Here is a 22138-nt window from a genome sequence, read left to right as displayed (position 1 = left end):
TAACCGGCGGTCAGCGCCGCCCTCGCGGCGGCGCGGGCCGGCCGCCGTCCGCACGAGCAGGACCCCAAGCGAAGCGACAAACATGGGCAAGGTATATCTGATCGGAGCAGGGCCGGGCGCCGCGGACCTCATCACGGTGCGCGGCATGCGGCTGCTCGAACAAGCCGACGTCGTGCTGCACGACGCGCTCGTCGAGCCGGCGATGCTCGACTACGCACCGAACGCGCGCAAGATCGCGGTCGGCAAGCGTTGCGGGCAGCGTTCGACCGCGCAGCATTTCATCAACAAGCAGATCGTCGACGCGGCGCGCGAGCACGCGTGCGTGGTGCGCCTGAAGGGCGGCGACCCGATGCTGTTCGGTCGCGCCGAAGAGGAAATGCGCGCGCTCGAAGCGGCGGGCATCGATTTCGAGGTCGTGCCGGGCATCACCGCGGCGCTGGCCGGCGCGGCGACGCTGAAGCGCTCGCTGACGTTGCGCGGCGTGTCGCGCAGCGTCGCGTTCGCGACGCACAGCCGCGCACCGGGCAGCGACGAGATTCGCGAGGCCGCGCGCGCCGATTCGATCGTCTACTACATGGGCCGCGACAGTGCGCCGGGCATCGCGCAGGAACTGATCGACGCGGGCCGTGCGAGCGCGACGCCGGTGGCGATCGTCGAGGCTTGCAGCACCGCGCGCGAGCGCACGCTGACGCTGACGCTCGGGCAGATGGCGGCGGGCGGTGCGCAGGCGTGGCTCGACCCGGCGGAACCGAGCCTGCTGATGATCGGCGATGCGTTCGCCGAACGCGTGCGGCACGCGAAAGAGGGCGATGCGTTGCAGGATGCGGCCTGAGTCGAACGTGCGATCCGCAGGCAAAAAAAGCGCCGGCTTTCGAAGCCGGCGCTTTTTCGTTTGGGCTCGCAGCTTCGGCCAGCGATGCGCTTACGCGTCGCGGCCGACCTGGTCGATGCAGTAGCGCGCGATCGCATCGAGCACGCCGTCGTCTTCCCCGACAGCCGTCGCGCAACGGATCTCGACGCCCGGATGCGTGGCCCGGCATGCATCGACGAGCTGCGGCAGGTCGCGGCGGACATGTCCGCCCTGACCGAAGAACACGGGCACCACGGTGATGCGCGTGCAGCCGGCCGCGACTTGCGCGGCGACGGCCGTATCGAGCGACGGCGTCATCAGTTCGAGAAACGCGAGCGACACGTGCGGAGCAGGGGAGCCGGCCCCGCGCAGCCGCGCGGCGAGCCGCTCGAACGGCTCGGCCCAGCGCGGATCGCGTGCGCCGTGGCCGAACAGGACGATGCCGTGCGAACTCATGTCGAAGCCTCCGTCGTGACGGCGCTCAGTGCCGGTCGACCCACTTGAGCGCGAACAGGCCGAGCGCGAGATAGATGAGGCCCGGCGTCGCCGCGGTCAGCGGCGCGGGCCACGTGTTCAGCGTGCCGATGTGCGAGAACAGCGTGTTGAGCAGCTGGAAGCTCATGCCGAGCATGATGCCGCCGAACACCTTCACGCCGACCACGCCGGCACGCGTGTGCAGGTACGCGAACGGCAGCGACAGCACGAGCATCACGAACACCGCGAACGGGTAGAGCAGCTTGCGCCACAGCGCGATGTCGTAGCGCTGCGTGTCCTGCTGGTTTTCGCGCAAGTGCTGGATGTAGCGGAACAGGTTGATGAGCGACATCCGTTCCGGCGACACGAGCAGCACCGACAGGATCTGCGGCGTCAGGTCCGAGCGCAGCCGGTATTCGGGCAGCGTCACCTGCTGTGACCGGTACACGGGGTTCAACGCGTCGGCCGGTTCGCCGCCGATTGGCTTGATCGGCGTCAGTTCGGTTTCCGTGACGCCCTTGAGCAGCCAGTGGCCGGGCGGCTCGTAGCGGCCCGTCTGCGCGATCCGCACGTTCTGCAGCTGGAATTTCGAGTCGAACTCGTAGATGCGCACGTTGCTGATCGTCGAGTCGGGCGACAGGCTGCCGACGTTCACGAAGCGCGTGACCTGCTCGCCGTTCTCGCGGGCCGCGAGCGTGTCCTTCACCCACACGCCCGACTGGAAGTTCGACGACACCGATGCGCCGAGCGCCTGCAGCCGCACGCGTTCGGACAGCTGGTCGGCGTACGGGCCGACGAACTCGCCGATCAGGTAGGTGATGATCACGAGCGGGACGCCGATCTTCAGCAGCGAGCGCAGCGCCTGGTTGGTCGCGAGGCCCGACACGCGGAAGATCGTGAATTCCGAGTTCGCGGCCATCTGCGCGAACACGTAGATCGCGCTGATCAGCGCGGCGACCGGGATGATCTCGTAGAAGCGCGACGGGGTCTGCAGCGCGACGCGCAGCACCGCGTAGCCGAACTTGTAGTTGCCGTGCCCGACCGAGTTCAGTTCGCTGATCAGGTCGAAGAAGAAGAACAGGCCCGAGAACGCGAACAGGATGAAGATGAACGTGACGTAGATCTGCCGCGCGAAGTATTTTTCATAGAGCCGCATCGATCATGCTCCCGAGCGGCCGAACAGCGCGCGTGTAAACAGCGGACGATTGCGCACGCGCAACCAGAAGATGAACGCGACGATCGCCGCGACGACCAGGTGCAGGCCGACGAGGCCGACGCCGAACGACATCTTGCCCTGCTCGATCTGTGCCTGCACGACGTTCAGCAGGTTCGAGTACGTCAGGTAGATCAGCACGGCCATCACGAGGTTGATCGTGCGGCTGCGGCGTGGGTTCTGGTAAGACAGCGGAATGCCGAGCACCATCAGGTTGATCGCGATCAGCGGCAGCCCCGCGCGCCACGCGAATTCCGCGAGGTTGTCGCGCGTCGGGTTGCGCAGCAGGTCCGGTGTCGGCGTGCTGTTGGTGGTCGGCACGTTGGTGACCGGGGTGCTCGTGATCTTCACGCCGTAGCGCTGGAACTCCATGATCTTGAAGTTCGGCTGGCCGGGCGTGCCGTCGTAGCGGCGGCCGTCTTCCAGTACGACGAAGCGATCGCCGTCCTTCGTTTCGGTATGGCCGGTGTGCGACACGACGACGTTGACCTTGCCGTTCTCGGTCGACGTGACGAACACGTTCTGCACCTTGCTCTGGTCCGGCGACATCTTCTCGATGAAGAACACGCGATGGTTCGAGGCCGATTCGCGGAACTGGCCCGGCGCGAGCAGCGAGATCTCGTCGCGCTGCTGGAAGCGCGCCTTGATCATCTTGCTCTGCTGGTTCGACCACGGCCAGCCGACGAACGCGAAGAACGCGATCAGCAGGACGATCGGCGTGGCGAACACGCCGATCGGCTTGATCAGGCGCGTGAGGCTCACGCCGGATGCAAGCCAGACCACCATTTCGGAGTCCCGGTACCACCGGGTCAGCACGAACAGGATCGACACGAACAGCGTGACGACGAGCATCACGGCGAGGTAGCCGATCACGGTCAGGCCGATCAGCACGAGCACGTCGCGCGGATCGATTTCGCCGGACGCGGCATAGCCGACGATGCGGATCATCATCGTCGTGAGCATGATCGTGAGCAGCACCATGAACACGGCGCCAGCCGTATACGCAAGCTCGCGCTGGAGGGAGCGTTCGAAGATCATTCTTGATGAGAAGAGGGCGGGAGGCTGCGCACGCGTGGTGGAGCGCTCGCGCCGCCACGGGAAAAATAGCGGATAATTGCGGCTTTCATCCTTAGCCCAGATTTTATCCGAGGACAAGCGCGATGGACTTTAGCATAAAAGGCTGTGATTGGAGCAAAGGCGAGGCCAAGGGGTTCCTGACCGGGAAGTCCGACTGCATCGTGCTCGGCATCTTCGAGGCGCAGACTCTCTCGGGCGCGGCGCTCGACATCGACACGGCCACCAAGGGGCTGATCTCGCGCGTGGTGAAGGCCGGCGACATGGACGGCAAGCGCGGCAAGACGCTGTTCCTGCACGAAGTGTCGGGCATCGGCGCATCGCGCGTGCTGCTCGTCGGCCTCGGCAAGCAGGATGCTTTCAATCAGAAAGCCTACAACGACGCAGTGACGGCCGCATGGCGCGCGCTGCTCGCGACCAAGGTCAGCCAGGTCACGTTCTCGCTCGCGCAGCTGCCGGTCGACGAGCGCGGCTCCGACTGGGGTGTGCGGGCGGCGATTCTCGCGCTGCGCAACGAGACCTACCGCTTCACGCAGATGAAGAGCAAGCCGGAACCGGCGTCGCACACGCTCAAGCGCGTCGTGTTCAGCGTCGATCCGGCCGATGAGAAGGCCGCCAAGCTGGCGGTCAAGCAGGCCGTCGCGCTGGCGAACGGGATGGATCTCACGCGCGACCTCGGCAACCTGCCGGGCAACGTGTGCACGCCGACCTATCTCGGCAACACCGCGAAGAAGATCGCGAAGGATTGGGGTCTGAAGGTCGAGGTGCTCGGCCTGAAGCAGATCCAGGCGCTCAAGATGGGCTCGTTCCTGTCGGTCGCGCGCGCGTCGGTCGAGCCGCCGCAGTTCATCGTGCTGCACTACCAGGGCGCCGCCGCAAAGGCCGCGCCGGTCGTGCTGGTCGGCAAGGGCATCACGTTCGACACGGGCGGCATCTCGCTGAAGCCGGGCGAGGGCATGGACGAGATGAAGTACGACATGTGCGGCGCGGGTTCGGTGCTCGGCACGATGCGTGCGGTCGCCGAAATGGGCCTGAAGATCAACGTCGTCGCGATCGTGCCGACCTGCGAGAACATGCCGGGCGGCAACGCGACCAAGCCGGGCGACATCGTCACCAGCATGAAGGGGCTGACGATCGAGGTGCTCAACACCGACGCCGAGGGCCGCCTGATCCTGTGCGACGCGCTCACTTATGCGGAGCGCTTCAAGCCTGCCGCGGTGATCGACGTGGCGACGCTCACGGGCGCCTGCGTGATCGCGCTCGGCGCCCACAACAGCGGCCTGTTCTCGAAGGACGACGCACTCGCTGGCGAACTGCTCGACGCATCGCGCGAAGCGAACGATCCGGCATGGCGCATGCCGCTCGACGACGAGTACCAGGATCAGCTGAAGTCGAATTTCGCGGACATCGCGAACATCGGCGGGCGTCCGGCCGGTGCCGTGACGGCGGCGTGCTTCCTGTCGCGCTTCACCGACAGCTATCCGTGGGCGCACCTGGACATCGCGGGCACCGCATGGAAGGGTGGCGCGGCGAAGGGCGCGACCGGCCGTCCGGTGCCGCTGCTCGCGCAGTTCCTGATCGACCGCGCCGGCCAGTGATGGCAGGTCTCACGACGATGCGGGTACGCGGGCAATGACGCGAATCGATTTCCATTCGAACGTCGGCGATTCGCTCGCATACGCATGCCGGCTGCTGCGCAAGGCCTACCAGGCCGGGCAGCCGGTCGTCGTGCTCGCGGAGCCCGCGCGCCTGCGTGCGCTCGACGAGCGGCTCTGGACGTTCTCGCCGCTCGATTTCATTCCGCACTGCGGCGTCGACAGCGCGCACGCGGCCGGCACGCCGATCGTGCTGGCCGCCGATCTCGACCAGGCGCCGCATCATCATGTGCTGCTGAACCTCGGCGCGGCCGTACCCGCGCAGTTCGCCCGCTTCGAGCGCCTGCTCGAAGTGGTCGGCAATGCGCCGGACGAGCTGGCCGCGGGCCGCGACCGCTACCGCTTCTATCGCGATCGCGGCTACGCGCTGAACAACTACAAGCAGGGCAGTTAGCCGAAACCGTCGACGGAGCGTTCCCGTGACACAAGCCGAATCCTCTTCGATCCCGACGCTGACCGACGTGCTGGTGCCGGGCAAACCGGTGCCGGCGCGTTCGTCCGCGGCCGACGCGCCGCCGCACGACGTTGCCGCGGTGCCGGTGCTGTCCGACGTGCTGGTATCAGGCCATCCGGCTCGGGCGTCCGCCGCGCCGGAGCAGCCGGGCACCGACCCCGAGTTCGTGGTGGTCGAGCCGGTGCCGACGCCGGACATCCCGACCGTCGAATTGCCGGGCGACAGCGATGCGCCGGCGCAACCCGGTGCCGCCGGGCACGTCGTCGCCGAGGAGTCGGCCGCGGCGCAGGCGCCGCTGCGCTCCGCGCTGGCCGCCGACGACGCGCGGCAGGCCGGCGTTGCCGCGATGCCGCGCGATGCTGGCGAAGCGATGCTGTCCCACGCGATTGCACCGGCTGCCGGCGGGCTGGCTACCGCTCAACTCACCGGCGCGTCGCAACCGGACGCGCATGTAGCCGCCGCGCTGACGGTGGAGGACACGCAGCATATCGCCGAGCGTCTGCGCAATCGGCTGACGAATTATCTGACCGGGGAAGGGCGCGAGGCCATCGAGGCCCGCTGTCGCGACGCGTTGCACGACCATACGGCCTGGCTCGTCGGCCAGATCACGCGCGAAGTGGCGCTGGCGCTCGAAACCGAAGTGATGGAGTGGGTTCGCGACGCGGTCGATGCGGAGATCGCCCGCCGCCGGACCGGTCATTCAGGCTGAGCCCGCCGCACGTTTCGTGCGCAGGGGCCGCGGGCGCGGCTCCAGTCATCGTCGCTGACGATTGCCGGCCGGTTGCAACGACAAGCGCGGAACGCTGCCGGGCGCAAGGCGCGGCGCGCGGTGCACGCATCCGGTCATCCGGTTCAGCGCAGCGACAGCACCCATTGCGAGAGCGTGTGCGCTTCTGCGCTCGTCAACTGCGTATTGGCGGGCATCGGCACGCCACCCCACACCCCGACGCTGCCTTTCACGATCGATTGCGCGAGGTAATCGACGGCGTCGGTGCGCGCCACGTACTTGCCGGCGATGTCGTGGAACGACGGGCCCATCAGCGGCTTGCCGACCGCATGGCAGGCCATGCAGTTCTTGCGCTGCGCGAGCGCGAACCCGTCGCCGGCCGAGTCGGCGTGTGCCGCCGCCGCGCTGCCGGTCAGCAGCGCCACGAGCAGCGCGCGCAATATCGTCTGTTTCATGCGGTTCTCCGCCGGCGGAGACGGCCGGCTTCACGGTCCGCGCATTATAAAAGCAAAGGGAAAGCGCGTTTTGCGCGTTTCCCCGGCGGCCGTTCGCAATGGGGTCGCATGCCCCGCGCGCCGCATCAGCCGGTGACGGCGCCCTGGTTCGCCGGACGCGCGAGCGCCGCGAACTTGGCGAGCACGCCGCGCGTGTAGCGCGGCGCCGGCTGCTTCCACGCGGCGCGCCGGCGCGCGAGTTCCGCATCGTCGACGTTCAGCTGCAGCACCAGCCGGTGCGCGTCGATCGTGATCGAGTCGCCTTCCTGCACGAGCGCGATCGTGCCGCCGACGAACGCTTCGGGCGCGACGTGCCCGACCACCATCCCCCAGGTGCCGCCCGAGAAGCGGCCGTCGGTGATGAAGCCGACCGATTCGCCGAGCCCTTTGCCGATGATCGCCGACGTCGGCGCGAGCATTTCCGGCATGCCGGGGCCGCCTTGCGGGCCGAGATAGCGCAGCACCAGCACGTCGCCCGCGCGGATCCGGTCGCCGAGGATCGCGTCCATCGCGCTTTGCTCGTCGTCGAACACGCGCGCCGGGCCCGTGATCACCGGGTTCTTCAGACCGGTGATCTTCGCCACCGCGCCGTCTTCCGCGAGATTGCCCTTCAGGATCGCGAGATGGCCTTCCCTGTACAGCGCGCGATCGATCGGGAAGATCACCTTCTGGTCCGCGCGCGGCACGCCCGGCACGTCCTTCAGCTCCTCGGCGATCGTGCGGCCGGTGATCGTCATGCAGTCGCCGTGCAGCAGCCCCGCATCGAGCAGGATCCGCAGCACCTGCGGGATGCCGCCGGCCTGGTGCAGGTCGGTCGCGACGTACTGGCCCGACGGTTTCAGGTCGCAGATCACCGGCACGCGCTTGCGGATGCGCTCGAAGTCGTCGATCGTCCAGTCGACCTCGGCCGCGTGCGCGATCGCGAGATAGTGCAGCACCGCATTGGTCGAGCCGCCGGTCGCCATGATCAGCGATACCGCGTTCTCGATCGACGCCTTGGTGATGATGTCGCGCGGCTTCAGGTCGCGCTTCACGGCCTCGACCAGCACGCGTGCCGATTCGGCGGCCGAATCGACCTTCTCCTGATCGGGGTTCGCCATCGTCGACGAGTACATCAGCGACATGCCGAGCGCCTCGAACGACGAGCTCATCGTGTTCGCGGTGTACATCCCGCCGCACGAGCCCGACGTCGGGCACGCGTTCTTCTCGACCCCTTCGAAGTCTTCCTGCGACATCCGGCCCGCGGTGAACTCGCCGACCGCCTCGAACGACGACACGATCGTCAGGTCGCGGCCCTTCCAGTGGCCGGGGCGGATCGTGCCGCCGTACACGTAGATGCCCGGCACGTTCAGGCGCGCGAGCGCGATCATCCCGCCCGGCATGTTCTTGTCGCAGCCGCCGACCACCACCACGCCGTCCATCCACTGGCCCTGTACGCAGGTCTCGATGCAGTCGGCGATCACCTCGCGCGACACCAGCGAGTACTTCATCCCCTCGGTGCCCATCGACATGCCGTCCGAGATCGTCGGCGTGCCGAAGATCTGCGGGTTGGCATCGGCCGCCTTCACCGCCGCGACGGCGGCATCGGACAGCCGCTGCAGGCCCGAGTTGCACGGCGTGATCGTCGAGTGGCCGTTCGCGATGCCGATCATCGGCTTGTCGAAATCGTCCTTCTGGTAGCCGAGGGCGTAATACATCGAGCGGTTCGGCGAACGGGCCACGCCTTGCGTGATGTGCTTCGAGCGACGGTTGTACGGCATGGGGGACTCCATCGTTGTATTGGCGACGCCCGCGATCGGCGCACCGGTTCGGATCAATCAAGCATGGAGTTTCCGGTTTGGGATGTCCAATATATTATTTGTCGCTTATTAAGTCGTTTTACGAATGAGTGAGACATGGCCGAACCGACGCCGGACCTGCGCCAGTGGCGCTATTTCGTGACCGTGGCCGACGAGCGCCACTTCGGCCGCGCGGCCGAGCGCCTGTCGATGACGCAGCCGCCGCTGTCGCAGGCGATCCGGGCACTGGAGGACACGCTCGGCGTCGCGCTGTTCGCGCGCACCAAGCGCTCGGTCGCGCTGACGGCGGTCGGTGCGGCGCTGTTGCCCGACGTGCGCCGGCTGCTCGCGTCGGCCGACGCGCTGCCGCCGCTCGCACGGCGCCTCGCGCGCGGCGAAGCCGGTTCGCTGTCGCTCGCGTTCGTGTCGACCGCCGATTACGGGCTGCTGCCGTCGCTGCTGCGCGCGTTCGGCGCGCGTTATCCGCAAGTGCGGCTGCAGCTCGCGGAGGCGACGAGCGACGTGCAGATCGACGAACTCGTCGCGGGCCGCATCGACGCGGGGCTCGTGATTCCGCCGGTGCCGCCGCGCCACGCGGCTGGGCTGTCGTACCTGCCGGTCGTGCGCGAGCCGCTGGTGGTCGCGATGCCGGCGGCCGCGGCGCACGGCGTGTCCGAAGACGAACCCGTGCATCTGGCCGACCTGGCCGCGCTGCCGCTCGTGATCTTCCCGCGTCGTTTGGCGCCCGGCTTTTATGACATCATTACGGGCTGCTACGGCGCGGCGGGGGAAACCCCGCGCATCGGCCAGGAGGCGATCCAGATGCAGACGATCGTCAGCCTCGTGTCGGCCGGCATGGGTGTCGCACTGGTGCCGCAGTCGCTGCGTAACCTGCGGCGCACCGGCGTGGTCTACCGGCCGCTCGCCGGCGACGCGCCGGTCGTCGAAACCGGCCTCGTGTGGCGCACGGGCGACGTCAGCCCCGTGCTCGCCGGCTTCATCGACGTCGTGCGCGCGCAGGGGCTGGCCACGTGACGCGAACGATGGCGCGCCGGCGCCGTCCAATGCGCGGTGCGGCGCCGGTGCGAGCGCCGTACCGCATTCGAAAACTTCATCGCTAACCCATGATCATTCACCCGAATTTCGACCCCGTAGCGATCCACCTCGGGCCGCTGGCCGTGCGCTGGTACGGCCTCATGTATCTCGTCGGCTTCATCGCGGCGATCGTCGTCGGCCGGATCCGCCTGAAGCTGCCGCACGTCGCGGCGCAGGGCTGGACCGCGAAGGACATCGACGACATGATGTTCTACGGCGTGCTCGGCACCGTGCTCGGCGGCCGGCTCGGCTACGTGCTGTTCTACAAGGCCGACTTCTACTTCTCGCATCCGCTCGACGTGTTCAAGGTGTGGGAAGGCGGGATGTCGTTCCACGGCGGCTTCCTCGGCGTGACGCTCGCGATGGCGCTGTTCGCATGGCAGCGCAAGCGCCACTGGCTGCAGGTCACCGACTTCGTCGCGCCGATGGTGCCGACCGGGCTCGCGGCCGGGCGGCTCGGCAACTTCATCAACGGCGAGCTGTGGGGCCGCGTGACCGATCCGAACGCGCCGTGGGCGATGCTGTTCCCGGGCGCGATGCGCGATGACGCGGCATGGCTGCCGAAGCATCCGGCGCTCGTCGAGAAGTGGCATCTGGCCGACGTGTTCATGCAGTACCAGATGCTGCCGCGCCATCCTTCGCAGCTCTACGAAATCGCGCTCGAAGGCATTGCGCTGTTCTTCGTGCTGTTCTTCTTCTCGCGCAAGCCGCGGCCGATGGGTGCGATCTCCGCGCTGTTCCTGATCGGCTACGGGCTCGCGCGTTTCACGGTCGAATTCGCGCGCGAACCGGACGACTTCCTCGGCCTGCTCGCGCTCGGCCTGTCGATGGGGCAGTGGCTGTCGTTGCCGATGATCCTCGCGGGCGTCGCGTTGCTGGTGTGGGCGTATCGCCGTCGCGCGGCGAATGCGGTCGCGTGATGTCGTGGCGTGATGCGGTTGCGTCACGCGCGAGTCGTGTGATGCATGGCACGTGATGCGTGATGCCTGATGCGATGCGGACGCGCACGATCGGCGTGCGCGTCGATCGCAGGATCGCAAACGAAAAACGCCGGCCCTCGGGCCGGCGTTTTCACATCTGCCGCGTGTTGCGCAATGCGCGTTACTTCATCTGCACCGAGCCGTTGACCGTGACCGACACGGTCGCCTTGCCGCCTTCGACCGAAATCGGCGCGCTCATCTTCGCGCTGTCCATCGGTGCGGCGGCCATCGCCATCATGCGCGGGTACGGCTGCACGTTGCGGCTGCCGCCGACGTTCACGTCGCGAATCGAGTAGCTGTTGTAGCCGAACGCCTTCGCGGCTTCGTCCGCGCGTGCGCGGAACGACTTGATCGCTTCGGTCGTGAGCTTCTGCTCGGCCGCGCGCTGCGCTTCGGGTGACAACGAGAACTCGACGTTCGCGATCTGCATCTGGTTCGACAACTGGCCCGCGAGCTTCGACGCCGCCGCGAAATCGCGCGATTCGAGCACGACTTCGGTACGACCGCGCCATGCGGAGATCTTCCCGTCGCGATCGGTGCTCGGATAGACGGAGAACGCGCCTGTGTGCGCGGTGACGCCCGACACGCCCTTCGCCTGCGCGAGCGCCGCGTCGGCGCGCTGGTTCAGCGCCGACGTCAGGCTGCCCGGGTCTTTCGCCTGCTGTTCGTAGAACAGCGTGATGTGGATGATGTCCTGCGGCACGTCGGCGCTGGCCTGCGACGACAACGACAGCACGCCCGTCGGCTCCGGGAAGTGCGGGTTCGCGGTCTGCGCGTGCGCGGCGGGCGACGCGAGCGTCAGCGCGACGGGCACGACGGCGGCGAGGGCGAGCGACAGCGCGAGTGCGGATTTCTTGGTCATTGTTGGACTCCTTGTGCGAGGGCGCGCACGCGGATCACGCGTGCGCGACGCGGGCGTACCGCGCGACGAAAAACGGCCGCCGCTCGATCGCGGCGACAGCGGTTGCTTAGGCTGCGCGAACGCGCCGCGAGTTCCGTGGCGGTGGCGCGTGTTGACCGGATTTGACCTTTGGCGTGTGCTTGCTGCGTACGCCTACTTCATCAGCTTTTCGGTGATGAAGCGCCACTCGGCACGCGTGACGGGCGTGATCGACAGCCGGTTGCCGCGTGCGAGCACGCGCATGTCGGCGAGTTCGTCGTGTTCGCGCAGCGCGGCGAGCGGCACGAGCGGCGACTTCTTCACGAAGCGCACGTCGACGAGCAGCCAGCGCGGTGCCTCCTGCGTCGACTTCGGATCGTAATACGGGCTTGCCGGATCGAACTGGGTGGGGTCGGGGTAGGGCGTCGACGAGACTTCGGCGAGGCCCGCGATGCCCGGTTCCGGGCAGCTCGAATGATAGAAGAGCACGCCGTCGCCGATCTTCATCGTGTCGCGCATGAAATTGCGCGCCTGATAGTTGCGCACGCCGGTCCACGGCAGCGAGCGCTGCGGCGCGTGCGCGAGATCGTCGATGCTTGCTTCGTCCGGTTCGGACTTCATCAGCCAGTATTGCATGGATCGTGATCGACGCAGAAAGGGCTGCTGCAAAAGGAAACGGCATCGGGACTTCCCGATGCCGTTGAATAGGCCCCCGCCTTGGCCGCTAGGCCGGCATCCTGAACCTGGGGTTCAGAATTGGTCGCAGTTAGCAGCACTTCGGGTACATCAGACAGAGTGACGCGCGCGCCCGTGCTACAAATTTCCGCAACCGTGCACATGGCATTGGTTCAAGGAATATATGACCTTGGCGAACCAGGCAGGGAAGCTGACTGAACTGTGTTTCGTTGCGCCAATTTGACCACCGTTGATCGCCGAGATCAAGGGGAATCGACGCATCGATCAAACGTTACTGCGTCTCGTGCTGTGCGAGCACCGCGCCGAGTTGTTCGTTCATCTGGTGCATTGTACGACGGATTTCTTCCGCCGGAAATGCTTCACCGTGACGCACGCTCGTTTGCAGCCGCAGCAATTCGGACGCGAGCGACAGCGCGGCCATGACCGCGATGCGGTCGGTGCCGCGCACCGAGCTGTTCGCGCGGATCTTCGACATTTCTGCGTCGACGCGTGCGACGGCCTCGAGCAGCGCCGCTTCGGTCTCGGCCGAACAGGCGAGCCGATAGGGCTGACCGAGAATCGAGACTTCGATCTGCTTGGTGCTCATGCATGTTCTCCGTGGCTGGCCGCGTCGTCGCTGTCCGTGCGCGCCTGCGCATCCAGCAGGTCGAGCTGGTTGTCGGCTTGCTCCGCGCTCTTCGTGCGCGGCAGCTTTTCGAGAATCGCATTCAGTTTGACCTGGGCGTCGTCGATCTTTGCCGACAGCGTGTCGCGCTCGGCCGCGAGCGCATTGCGTTCGTCGCGCAGTTGCGCGAGTTCCGCGCGGACCGTGTCCGCTTCCGCGCGCAATTGCGCGACCTGCTCCTCGAGCGCGAGCCGTTCCGAGTGATAGCGCTTGTTCAGCGAGATCAGACGGCCAATATTTTGAGATAAAGTTTCGAGTTCGTTGAGCATTTGCTGCGTCCTCTAAAGACCCAGCATTTTAGCGCGGAATAACGCGCATTCCGACATCTGTAACGTTTCCAGTCGTAACACCCCCGCTTCTTGCCGCGAATACACGGGTCCGGCACGTGTTCCGCATGCGTCCGGACGCTTCCTTGACGCTCGCGCGGCCCGCTCCTAAACTGGCGCCGCCTCGGTGCTCGCGCGTGCGTCGCGCGGTTAAACGGGAAGCAGGGCGCGTGCTCCGCCCGGAGTTCGCCAACCTGCGCTGCCCCCGCAACGGTAAGCGGCCGCGTCGCATGACGCAGGCCGGCTCGGGCGCGTTTCGCGTGCAGGTCGCACGCTGGCGCGGGCCACTGCGCGTGATACGCGCGGGAAGGCGAGCCGGTACGCCGCCAGCCCGGATACCGGCCGAGGCGAGGAGCCTGCACGGCTTCATGACGCACGGCCCGCGGGGAAGCGGGGCGCGCAGTGCTTCACGGGACTTGTCTTCGATGCTGACCCCAATCGTCCGCACGGCGTGCGGCGCACGCTGCGCAATGTCGCCTGCCGCCATCGCGCGGAGCGCAGCGCACGCCGATTCGTCCGGATCGGCGACGACGCCGGTCGTCGCGGCACCGCGCCCGGTCGCGTGGCGCGACGCTGTCCCCTTGCTGCCGGCCGCCGTGGTTGCCGCACCGAGCGTGCCTGACGGTGACGCAAGCGCGATGCCGATCGACCCGCTGCGGCGGCTTCCACTATATTGCGCAGAACGTGGGCCGCGCGAGGATGCGGCTCGACGGATCGCGCGCGTGTCACGTCGGTGCGACCGGCACACGGCCGGCCGCCGCATCGCGGGTCCCGGGCGACGAAATGCGGAATCCGGGTGCCGATCGTCGCGCGCGGTATGGGGCGTCGCCGGCCGTGAATCATGCGTCATGCCGCGCATGGCATCCTGACCGTGCGTGCGATGACATCACCGGGCACGGTTCGTCCGTGCACGCATCAACAACCTGTTCGACGAGGATGACGAGCTTGCGTATGCCTACGACACGCCGGAGCGCGACGCCGGTGCCGCGCCCGGCCGGCCATGACGGTCAGCGAAAGCGTCACGCGTCATGCGCGATGCCGTGCGGCGCATGAGCGCCGCGCGTGCCGCCGCGATCTGGGTCGCGCTCGCGGCCGTGGTCGCGTTGCTGTTCGTCGCGTCGCTGTCGATCGGCAGCGTGCCGATGTCGCCGTGGCAGGCGCTCGCGTCGCTCGTGCCGCACGGCGGCGACGCACTGCTCGCCGACATCGTGCGCACGTTGCGGCTGCCGCGTGCGCTCGCGGGCTTCGCGTGCGGCGCGCTGCTCGCGCTGGCCGGTGCGCTGCTGCAGGTGCTGTTGCGCAATCCGCTCGCGGAACCGTACGTGCTCGGCGTGTCGGGCGGCGCGGCCGGCTTCGCGCTCGTCGCGATGATCGCGGGCGCCGCGTGGTGGCTCGTCGATGCGGCCGCGTTCGCCGGCGCGCTCGTGTCGGTCGCGCTCGTGCTCGGGCTTGCGCGCCGCGAACTGTGGCGCGGCGATGCGCGCGACGCGTCGCCGCGGCTGCTGCTCACGGGGGTCGTGATCGCGGCCGGGTGGGGCGCGCTCGTCACGCTGCTGCTGTCGCTCGCGCCCGACGCGCGGCTGCGCGGCATCATCTTCTGGCTGACGGGCGATCTGAACGGCGTGACGGCGCCCTGGTTCGCATGGGGCGCGCTGCTGCTGGCCGCCTGCGTCGCGCTGCCGGCCGCGCCGCAGCTCAACGTGCTGCTGCGCGGCGACGCGACCGCGCTCGCGCTCGGCGTGCCGGTCGCGCGGCTGCGCATGCGGATCTACCTCGTCGCGTCGCTGGCCGCCGCGGCCGCGGTGACGACGGCCGGCACGATCGGTTTCGTCGGCCTCGTCGTGCCGCACGCGCTGCGGCTCGCATTCGGCAACGACCAGCGCATGCTGCTGCCCGCCGCGATGCTCGCGGGCGGCGGCGGCGTGATGGCGGCCGACCTGCTCGCGCGCACCGCCATCGCGCCCGCGCAATTGCCGGTCGGCGTGATGACCGCGTTGATCGGTGTGCCGGTGTTCCTGTGGATGTTGCTGAGGAGACCGATGCGATGACGCATGCCGCACCGCACACCGCCGGCGACGTGACCTATGCGGCGCTCGACCTCACGCTGAGGGCCGGCGCACGGACCCTGCTCGACGGCTTCACGCAGGTGTTCCGGCCCGGCGAGATCTGGTGCGTCGCGGGGCCGAACGGCGCCGGCAAGACGACGCTGCTCGCGACGCTCGCGGGCCTGCAGCGGCCGGCCGGCGGGCAGGTCGAGATCGACGGCCGGCCGCTCGCCGCCTGGCCGCCCGAACGGCTCGCACGGCGCCGCGCGCTGATGCCGCAGCAACTGCACGACGCTTTCAGCGCGACGGTATTCGACACTGTGCTGCTCAACCGCTTTCCGTATCTCGGCGGCTGGGGCTGGGAGCGCGAGGCAGACCGCGCGGCCGCGCGCGACGCGCTCGCGACGTTCGGGCTGAGCGCGCTCGCGTCGCGCGACGTGCTGTCGCTGTCGGGCGGCGAGCGGCAGCGTGTCGCGCTGGCCGCGACGCTGTGCCAGGACGCGCCGCTGATGCTGCTCGACGAACCGCTCGCCCATCTCGACCTGCATCACCAGATCGACGGCCTGACCGCGTTGGCCGCGTGGCTCGACGCGGGCCCGCGCACGGTGCTGTTCTCGTGTCACGACCTGAATCTTGCGCGGCGTTTCGCGACGCACGCGCTGTTGCTCGACGGCCGCGGCCACGCGTGGGCGGGCCCCGTGCTCGACGTGCTGACGCCGGCGCGCGCGAGCGACGCGTTCGGCTATCCGCTCGTGCTGATCCGCGAGAACGGTCGCGATGCGCTGCTGCCCGCGTGGCCCGAGCGACGATGAACTTCCTTCTTTCGATGCGCGGCAGCGGCCGCACCAACGAGGCAACCTTCCGATGACGAACCCGACCGACTTCCCGCCCGCGATCGCGCCGCTCGACGACACGCTGCGCAAGCGTCTGCAGCATGTGATCGATCACAAGACCAAGCCGCCCGGCAGCCTCGGCCAGCTCGAGGCGCTCGCGCTGCAGATCGGCCTGATCCAGCGCACCGAGCGGCCGCACGTGCAGCGTCCCGTGACGATCGTGTTCGCCGGCGACCACGGGATCGCGGCCGAGGGCGTGAGCCCGTATCCGCAGTCGGTCACCGCGCAGATGGTCGCGAACTTCCTGGCCGGCGGCGCGGCGATCAATGCGTTCTCGGGCGTCGCGCAGAGCGTGCTCGAGATCGTCGATGCGGGCGTCGCGTCGCCGCTGCCGGTGTCCGACCGGCTCGTGTCGCTGCCGGTCGCGCGCGGCACGCGCAATTTCGCGGTCGAACCCGCGATGACGCACGACGAGGCGAAAACGGCGCTCGCCGCGGGTGCCGCGCGCGTGCGCGTGCACGCGTCGCTCGGCACGAACGTGATCGGCTTCGGCGAAATGGGGATCGCGAACACGTCGTCGGCCGCGTGCCTGATGAGCCGTCTGCTCGACGTGCCGATCGACGCGTGTGTCGGGCGCGGCACGGGTCTCGACGACCAGGGGCTCGCGCACAAGCGCGCGGTGCTCGGCCGCGCGCTCGTCCGGCATTCGCATGCGATCGCGCCGCTCGACGTGCTCGCGACGTTCGGCGGCTTCGAGATCGCGATGATGACGGGCGCGTATCTCGCGGCCGCGAGCGAGCGGATGACGATCCTCGTCGACGGCTTCATCGCGACGGCCGCGTTGCTCGTCGCCGAGCGCATCGCGCCCGGCGTGCGCGACTACTGCGTGTTCTCGCATGCGTCGCACGAGGCCGGGCACCGGCGCATGCTCGAGCATTTCGGCGCGAAGCCGCTGCTCGCGCTCGACCTGCGGCTCGGCGAAGGCACGGGCGCCGCGCTCGCGCTGCCGCTGGTGCGCGCGGCGGCCGCGTTCCTCACCGAGATGGCGAGCTTCGAATCCGCGGGCGTCGACAATCGTGACGCCTGAACGCGCGCAGGGCGTACGCGCCGAACTGCGCTACTTCTTCGTCGCGCTCGGCTATTTCACGCGCGTGCCGGTGCCGCGCGCGATCGGCTACGCGGCCGGCGATCTCGATCAGGCCGCACGCTACTTCCCGCTGGTCGGTGCGTGCGTCGGCGCATGGGGCGCGCTCGTCTATCTCGCGGCGCTGCGCGTGCTGCCGGCGTCGATCGCGGTCGGGCTGTCGATGGCCGCGACGCTGCTCGCGACCGGCGCATTCCACGAGGATGGCCTGGCCGACAGCTGCGATGCGTTCGGCGGTGGCTACGCGCGCGACGACGTGCTGCGGATCATGCACGATTCGCGCATCGGCACGTTCGGCGCGGCCGCGCTCGTGATCGCGCTCGGCCTGAAATGGCAGGCGCTCGCGGCCATGCCGCCGCTGCGCGCCGCGTGGACGATGATCTCCGCGCATGCGGCGAGCCGCGCGGGGGCCGTGAGCCTGCTGATGTCGCTCGACTACGTCCGGCCGGAAGGCAAGGCAAAACCGGTTGCACAGCGCATGGGCGCGCGCGCGGCCTGCGTCGTGGCCGCATTCGGGTTGCCGTGGCTGTTCTGGCCGGACTGGCGCGCGGGCGTCGCGGCCGTCGTCGCGCTCGTGCTCGTGCGCGCATGGGCGGCCCGCTATTTCGTGAAGCGGATCGGCGGTTATACGGGCGACTGCCTCGGCTTCGCGCAGCAGTTGAGCGAGCTGGCGATCTATCTCGTGGTGCTCGGATGGATCTCGTCCTGATTCGCCATCCGGCCGTCGCAGTCGAGGCGGGCGTGTGCTACGGACGCAGCGACGTGCCGCTCGCCGCACCGGCCGAGGCGGGGGCGCGGACCATGCGCGAGCGTCTGGCGGCGCTCGGGGCGCCGTTGCCCGCGCAGGTCTGGACGAGTCCGCTCACGCGTTGCGCGTCGGTCGCCGAGCGGCTTGCGCACGCGTTCGACGTGCCGCTGCGGCGCGACGCGGGCTGGCAGGAAATGGACTTCGGCGCGTGGGAACTGCAGCGTTGGGACGACATCGACCGCGCCGCACTCGATGCGTGGGCGGCTGACCTGATGCATGCGTGCGCGCATGGCGGCGAGAGTGTCGCGCAGTTCGTCGAGCGCGTGGCGCGCGTGGCCGGCGAGGTCGCACAGGCCGACGCGCCGCAATGGGCGATCACGCACGCGGGCGTGATTCGCGCCTTCGCATCGCATGCGCTGCGCGTGCCGCTCGATACGCTGCTGTCACGACCGGTGCCGACGAGCGGCGTCGTCTGGTTGCGGATGGAGGATGCCGCCCGCACGTGGGAAGTCGTCCACTGGGACGCGTAGGCAGTCGCGTGCTCGTCTGACGCGGGCGAGCGCATCAAGGCCCGAAATCAGCGCGCCGGCCGCCGCGTCCGCGCCGCGTCGAGATCCTCGCACAGCGCGGCCGCGCCTTGCGCGATCCGCGGCGACGGCCGCGTCAGCAGATCGCCGTCGATCGCGAACAGGTTGTTGCGCGCCACGGCCGTCAGCGCGGGCCATGCACGCCAGCGCGCGAGGCTCGGCAGCGGCGCGTCCGAGCGTGTCGCGCCGGCGCTCGTCGTCACGATCGCTTCCGGATTCGCCGCAAGCACGGCCTCGTCGGTGACGGTCGGCGCGAGCGGCTTCAGCGCCGCGAACACGTTACGGCCGCCGCACAGCGTGACGACGTCGTTGAACAGATGCGCGCCGTTGAGCGTCGTCAGCGGCCGGTCCCATACCTGGAAGAACATCGTGACGGGCGGGCGCGCCGCGTAACGCGCGCGCAGCGCCGCGATGTCGCGCGAAAACGATGCCGCGGCCGCGTCGGCGACCGGTTCCGTGCCGAGCAGCGTGCCGAGACGGCGCAGCGACGTCGCGACGTCGTCGAGATGCTTCGGTTCGCTGAAGAACAGCGGAATGTGCAGCGCACGCAGCGCATCGGTCTGCCGCTCGGCATTGCCGTGCCGCCAGACGACGATCAGGTCGGGCTTCAGTGCGGCGATCCGCTCGAGGTCGAGCGCCTTGTTGTCGCCGACGCGCGGCACGGCCTGCGCGGCGGGCGGGTAGTCGCTGTACGTGACCGTGCCGACCAGCTTCGTGCCGCCGCCGGCCGCATAGACCAGTTCGGTCGCATGCGGCGCGAGGCTGATCACGCGTTGCGCCGGTGCGGGCAGCGTGACGGCATTGCCTGCATCGTCGCGGGTCGTGATGTCGGCGTGAGCGAAGGGCGCGAGCGCGACCAGCATCGCGAGCGCCGGCAACCGGCGCAACGGGCGGGCGTTCATGCGGATGCCCGTTGCAGCGTCGGCACGCACTGCGCGAGCGCGTCGGCGACGCGCAGCCATTCGGCTTCGTTGCCCGGCAGGCCGACGCGCACGCTCGACGGTTGCGCGAAGTGCCGCGTCCAGATTCCGTGCGTGGCGAGTGCCGTATGCAGCGCGGCGGCGCGCGGGTCGTCTGTCCAGCTGAACAGCGGCGTCGCGTGCACCGCGAAGCCGTGTGTGCGCAGCAGCGCGGCGAGGCGTGCGCCGTCGGCCGCGAGCCGCTCGCGCGCGGCGGCCTGCCATGCGCGGTCGGCGAACGCGGCGGCGACCGCGTGACGCGCGGGGCCGCTGACGGTCCACGCGCCGAGCATGTCGCGCAGCGCGGCGATCAGCTCGGGACGCGCGAGCACGAAGCCCGCGCGAATGCCGGCGAGCCCGAAGAACTTGCCGACCGAGCGCAGCACGACGAGGCCCGGACGATCGGCGTACTGCGCGAGCGATGGCGTGGCGCCCGTATCCGCGAAGGCCTCGTCGACGATCAGCGTGCCGCCGCGTGCCGACAGTTGCGCATGCCAGCCGAGCAGCCGTTCGGTCGGAACGAACTCGGCAGTCGGATTGTTCGGATTCCCGACGATGACGTGACGCAGCGTCGCAGGCAACGCGTCCGAGGCGATGTCGAGCGGGACGACACGATGGCCGTGGCGCGCGAAGGCAGGCGCGTATTCGCCGTACGCGAGCGGCGCGACGCCGGCGTCGCCGGCCGGCAGCAGCGCGGGCAACGCGCGGATCGCGGCCTGGCTGCCGGCGACCGGCAGCACGTGCGCGGCATCGGGTGCGCCGTAGTAGCGGGCCGCGCATGCGGCGAGCGTGTCGCCGTCGTCGGGCAGCCGGCGCCATGCGTCGGCCGGGACCGGCGGCACCGGATAGCCGACCGGATTGATGCCGGTCGACAGGTCGAGCCAGGCGTCATACGGAATGCCGTGTCGGCGCGCGGCTTCGTGCAGGTTGCCGCCGTGCGGGATGCGTGCGTCAGACATGATGGGTTGCGAGGATGAGTGCGCCGCTCGCGACGAGCAGTGCGAGCCACAGCGCGAGCGTGCGCGTGACGAGCGACAGCGCGGCGACGACGTGCGCGGCCGTCGCCGGTGCGCCGGTGCCGAGCGCGGGACGGTCTTCGATTTCGCCGTGATAGACGGCCGGGCCGCCGAGCTGCACGTTCAGGCTGCCGGCGCCCGCGGCCATCACGGGGCCCGCGTTCGGGCTGTCCCAGTGGCGCGCCTGCGTGCGCCAGCAGCGCCACGCGGCGGCCGTGTCGCCGAGCAGCGCGTAGCTCGCGGCCGTGAGGCGTGCGGGAATCCAGTTGAGCGCGTCGTCGAGTCGCGCGGCGGCCCAGCCGAAGGTCAGGAAGCGCGGCGTGCGATAGCCCCACATCGCGTCGAGCGTGTTCGCGAGCCGGAACAGCAGCGCGCCGGGGCCGCCGGCGACGACGAACCAGAAGAGCGCGCCGAAGATCGCGTCGTTGCCGTTCTCGAGGGCCGATTCGACGGCCGCGCGCGACAGCGCGCCTTCGTCGGCTGCGCTCGTGTCGCGCGACACGATCCGTGCGGTCAGCGCGCGTGCGGCATCGAGATCGTGCCGCAGCAGCGCGGCGGCGATCGGCGCGACATGGTCGGCGAGGCTCTTCGCGCCGAGCGCGAACCACAGCAGCGCGACGTGCAGCGCGGCCGCGAGCGGCCAGGGCAGCACGGCCGCGAGCCACGCGGCGACGGCCACCGGCGGCACCACGGCCGCGACCCATGCGGCGACGCCGACCACGCGGCCGCGCCGGCCCGTGTTCAGCGCGCCTTCGATGCGCGCGGCAAGCCGGCCGAACGCGACGAGCGGATGCCAGCCGGCCGGTTCGCCGATCACACGATCGACGATCGCGGCCGCGACCGCGAGCATCGCGACGAGCGGCAGCGACAGCATCAGCATGACGGCGCTCCGGCCTTGAGTTCGAGCGGCAGCCCGGCGACCAGCAGCGTCACGCGCGTCGCGAGCGCGGCGACGCGCTGGTTCAGGCGCCCGAGTTCGTCGACGTAGCGGCGCGTGACCGACCCGAGCGGCACGACGCCGAGCCCGATTTCGTTGCTGACGACGATCACCTTCGCACGCGCGCCGCGCAATGCGTGCTCGAGCCGCCCGACCTGCGCCGCGTACTGCGCATCGTCGAGCGGTTCGCCGTCGAGCGGGCACAGCAGGTTCGTGAGCCACAGCGTCAGGCAGTCGACGAGCAGGCACGCGTGCGGATCGTCGAGCCGCGCGAGCGTGCCGGCGAGGTCGACGGGCGCGTCGGCGAAACCCCAGTCGGCCGGCCGGCGCGCGCGGTGATGCGCGATGCGCCGTTCGAATTCGGCGTCGGCGGCCGTCGCGGCCGCGGTCGCGATGTAGGTGACGGGGCGGCCGCTGTCGGCGGCGAGCCGCTCGGCGTGCGCGCTCTTGCCCGAGCGCGCGCCGCCGAGGACGAAGGTGAGGTCGTGCGGAATCATCGCGTGATTGTA

Annotated in this window: 24 protein-coding genes, 1 other RNA gene and 1 riboswitch; of the genes, 11 read left to right on the top strand and 14 right to left on the bottom strand. The window is 69.4% G+C overall.

The window, feature by feature from the left end:
* The first annotated feature begins 82 nt into the window (after nt 1-82).
* Nucleotides 83-832, top strand: a complete 750-nt coding sequence (gene cobA / locus DIE02_RS25960) for a uroporphyrinogen-III C-methyltransferase (protein WP_124488474.1) — start codon at nt 83-85, stop codon at nt 830-832.
* Nucleotides 833-922: 90 nt separating this feature from the next.
* Here cobA and DIE02_RS25955 read toward each other — a convergent pair whose 3' ends face one another.
* The 3 genes from DIE02_RS25955 to lptF are packed head-to-tail and all read right to left on the bottom strand — an operon-like array spanning nt 923 to nt 3575.
* Entirely contained in the window at nt 923-1306 is a 384-nt protein-coding gene (locus tag DIE02_RS25955) for a sirohydrochlorin chelatase (protein WP_124488473.1), read from the bottom strand.
* Between the two features lie 25 nt (nt 1307-1331).
* Entirely contained in the window at nt 1332-2480 is a 1149-nt protein-coding gene (gene lptG / locus DIE02_RS25950) for an LPS export ABC transporter permease LptG (RefSeq protein ID WP_124488472.1), read from the bottom strand.
* A gap of 3 nt (nt 2481-2483) precedes the next feature.
* On the bottom strand, nt 2484-3575 hold the full coding sequence (gene lptF / locus DIE02_RS25945) for an LPS export ABC transporter permease LptF (protein WP_044845625.1): 1092 nt from the start codon (nt 3573-3575) through the stop codon (nt 2484-2486).
* Nucleotides 3576-3697: 122 nt separating this feature from the next.
* Here lptF and DIE02_RS25940 point away from each other — a divergent pair, with 122 nt between their 5' ends.
* Genes DIE02_RS25940 through DIE02_RS25930 form a run of 3 tightly spaced genes read left to right on the top strand, consistent with a single transcriptional unit; the run spans nt 3698 to nt 6429 of the window.
* The gene (locus DIE02_RS25940) at nt 3698-5209 is read left to right on the top strand and encodes a leucyl aminopeptidase (RefSeq protein ID WP_124488471.1); all 1512 of its coding nucleotides are present in this window, start codon (nt 3698-3700) and stop codon (nt 5207-5209) included.
* A 34-nt stretch (nt 5210-5243) separates the two neighbouring features.
* Complete coding sequence (locus DIE02_RS25935; RefSeq protein ID WP_006757287.1) at nt 5244-5660, top strand: DNA polymerase III subunit chi; 417 nt, start codon at nt 5244-5246, stop codon at nt 5658-5660.
* Nucleotides 5661-5685: 25 nt separating this feature from the next.
* Nucleotides 5686-6429 carry a DUF2486 family protein gene (locus tag DIE02_RS25930; protein WP_124488470.1) on the top strand — a complete coding sequence of 248 codons (744 nt, stop codon included), beginning with the start codon at nt 5686-5688 and terminating at the stop codon, nt 6427-6429.
* Between the two features lie 143 nt (nt 6430-6572).
* Here DIE02_RS25930 and DIE02_RS25925 read toward each other — a convergent pair whose 3' ends face one another.
* On the bottom strand, nt 6573-6902 hold the full coding sequence (locus DIE02_RS25925; protein ID WP_124488469.1) for a c-type cytochrome: 330 nt from the start codon (nt 6900-6902) through the stop codon (nt 6573-6575).
* 125 nt (nt 6903-7027) lie between these two features.
* Nucleotides 7028-8701, bottom strand: coding sequence for a dihydroxy-acid dehydratase (gene ilvD / locus DIE02_RS25920; protein WP_124488468.1), 1674 nt, complete (start codon nt 8699-8701; stop codon nt 7028-7030).
* Between the two features lie 135 nt (nt 8702-8836).
* Here ilvD and DIE02_RS25915 point away from each other — a divergent pair, with 135 nt between their 5' ends.
* Entirely contained in the window at nt 8837-9754 is a 918-nt protein-coding gene (locus DIE02_RS25915; protein WP_044845631.1) for a LysR substrate-binding domain-containing protein, read from the top strand.
* Nucleotides 9755-9843: 89 nt separating this feature from the next.
* Complete coding sequence (lgt, locus tag DIE02_RS25910; RefSeq protein WP_044845632.1) at nt 9844-10734, top strand: prolipoprotein diacylglyceryl transferase; 891 nt, start codon at nt 9844-9846, stop codon at nt 10732-10734.
* Nucleotides 10735-10915: 181 nt separating this feature from the next.
* Here the strand turns inward: lgt and DIE02_RS25905 are convergent, their stop codons facing one another.
* The 5 genes from DIE02_RS25905 to DIE02_RS25885 all read right to left on the bottom strand — a co-directional run bounded on the left by DIE02_RS25905 (nt 10916) and on the right by DIE02_RS25885 (nt 13303).
* Entirely contained in the window at nt 10916-11656 is a 741-nt protein-coding gene (locus DIE02_RS25905; protein WP_124488467.1) for an SIMPL domain-containing protein, read from the bottom strand.
* A 192-nt stretch (nt 11657-11848) separates the two neighbouring features.
* Entirely contained in the window at nt 11849-12310 is a 462-nt protein-coding gene (locus DIE02_RS25900; RefSeq protein WP_124488466.1) for an EVE domain-containing protein, read from the bottom strand.
* 69 nt (nt 12311-12379) lie between these two features.
* Nucleotides 12380-12561: non-coding RNA, 6S RNA (gene ssrS, locus DIE02_RS25895), on the bottom strand.
* Between the two features lie 80 nt (nt 12562-12641).
* A complete protein-coding gene (locus tag DIE02_RS25890) occupies nt 12642-12956 on the bottom strand; it encodes a cell division protein ZapA (RefSeq protein WP_011885730.1) in 315 nt (104 codons plus the stop codon).
* A complete protein-coding gene (locus DIE02_RS25885) occupies nt 12953-13303 on the bottom strand; it encodes an ATPase (protein WP_044845635.1) in 351 nt (116 codons plus the stop codon). The genes DIE02_RS25890 and DIE02_RS25885 overlap by 4 nt, the downstream gene beginning before the upstream one ends.
* Before the next feature lie 165 nt (nt 13304-13468).
* A riboswitch (cobalamin riboswitch) is annotated at nt 13469-13722 on the top strand.
* A gap of 687 nt (nt 13723-14409) precedes the next feature.
* Here DIE02_RS25885 and DIE02_RS25880 point away from each other — a divergent pair.
* From DIE02_RS25880 to cobC, 5 genes are read left to right on the top strand one after another with little or no spacing between them, the layout of a single operon-like run.
* Nucleotides 14410-15408, top strand: a complete 999-nt coding sequence (locus tag DIE02_RS25880; protein WP_124488465.1) for an iron ABC transporter permease — start codon at nt 14410-14412, stop codon at nt 15406-15408.
* The gene (locus DIE02_RS25875) at nt 15405-16217 is read left to right on the top strand and encodes an ABC transporter ATP-binding protein (RefSeq protein ID WP_124488464.1); all 813 of its coding nucleotides are present in this window, start codon (nt 15405-15407) and stop codon (nt 16215-16217) included. The genes DIE02_RS25880 and DIE02_RS25875 overlap by 4 nt, the downstream gene beginning before the upstream one ends.
* 52 nt (nt 16218-16269) lie before the next feature.
* Nucleotides 16270-17325 carry a nicotinate-nucleotide--dimethylbenzimidazole phosphoribosyltransferase gene (gene cobT, locus DIE02_RS25870; protein WP_124488463.1) on the top strand — a complete coding sequence of 352 codons (1056 nt, stop codon included), beginning with the start codon at nt 16270-16272 and terminating at the stop codon, nt 17323-17325.
* Nucleotides 17315-18091 carry an adenosylcobinamide-GDP ribazoletransferase gene (locus DIE02_RS25865; protein WP_124488462.1) on the top strand — a complete coding sequence of 259 codons (777 nt, stop codon included), beginning with the start codon at nt 17315-17317 and terminating at the stop codon, nt 18089-18091. The genes cobT and DIE02_RS25865 overlap by 11 nt, the downstream gene beginning before the upstream one ends.
* Entirely contained in the window at nt 18076-18660 is a 585-nt protein-coding gene (gene cobC, locus DIE02_RS25860) for an alpha-ribazole phosphatase (protein WP_124488461.1), read from the top strand. The genes DIE02_RS25865 and cobC overlap by 16 nt, the downstream gene beginning before the upstream one ends.
* A gap of 47 nt (nt 18661-18707) precedes the next feature.
* Here the strand turns inward: cobC and DIE02_RS25855 are convergent, their stop codons facing one another.
* Genes DIE02_RS25855 through cobU form a run of 4 tightly spaced genes read right to left on the bottom strand, consistent with a single transcriptional unit; the run spans nt 18708 to nt 22126 of the window.
* Nucleotides 18708-19619 carry a cobalamin-binding protein gene (locus DIE02_RS25855; protein WP_124488460.1) on the bottom strand — a complete coding sequence of 304 codons (912 nt, stop codon included), beginning with the start codon at nt 19617-19619 and terminating at the stop codon, nt 18708-18710.
* A complete protein-coding gene (gene cobD, locus DIE02_RS25850; protein WP_124488459.1) occupies nt 19616-20635 on the bottom strand; it encodes a threonine-phosphate decarboxylase CobD in 1020 nt (339 codons plus the stop codon). Before cobD ends, DIE02_RS25855 begins: the two co-directional genes overlap by 4 nt.
* Nucleotides 20628-21572, bottom strand: coding sequence for an adenosylcobinamide-phosphate synthase CbiB (gene cbiB, locus DIE02_RS25845; RefSeq protein ID WP_124488458.1), 945 nt, complete (start codon nt 21570-21572; stop codon nt 20628-20630). The genes cobD and cbiB overlap by 8 nt, the downstream gene beginning before the upstream one ends.
* Complete coding sequence (gene cobU, locus DIE02_RS25840; protein WP_124488457.1) at nt 21566-22126, bottom strand: bifunctional adenosylcobinamide kinase/adenosylcobinamide-phosphate guanylyltransferase; 561 nt, start codon at nt 22124-22126, stop codon at nt 21566-21568. Before cobU ends, cbiB begins: the two co-directional genes overlap by 7 nt.
* Between the last annotated feature and the right edge of the window lie 12 nt (nt 22127-22138).

It is taken from the genome of Burkholderia sp. Bp8991, from assembly GCF_003853795.1.
Lineage (GTDB): Bacteria > Pseudomonadota > Gammaproteobacteria > Burkholderiales > Burkholderiaceae > Burkholderia.
The sequence above is the reverse complement of the archived record's forward strand: the minus strand, read 5'-3'. Positions and strand labels throughout refer to the sequence as shown.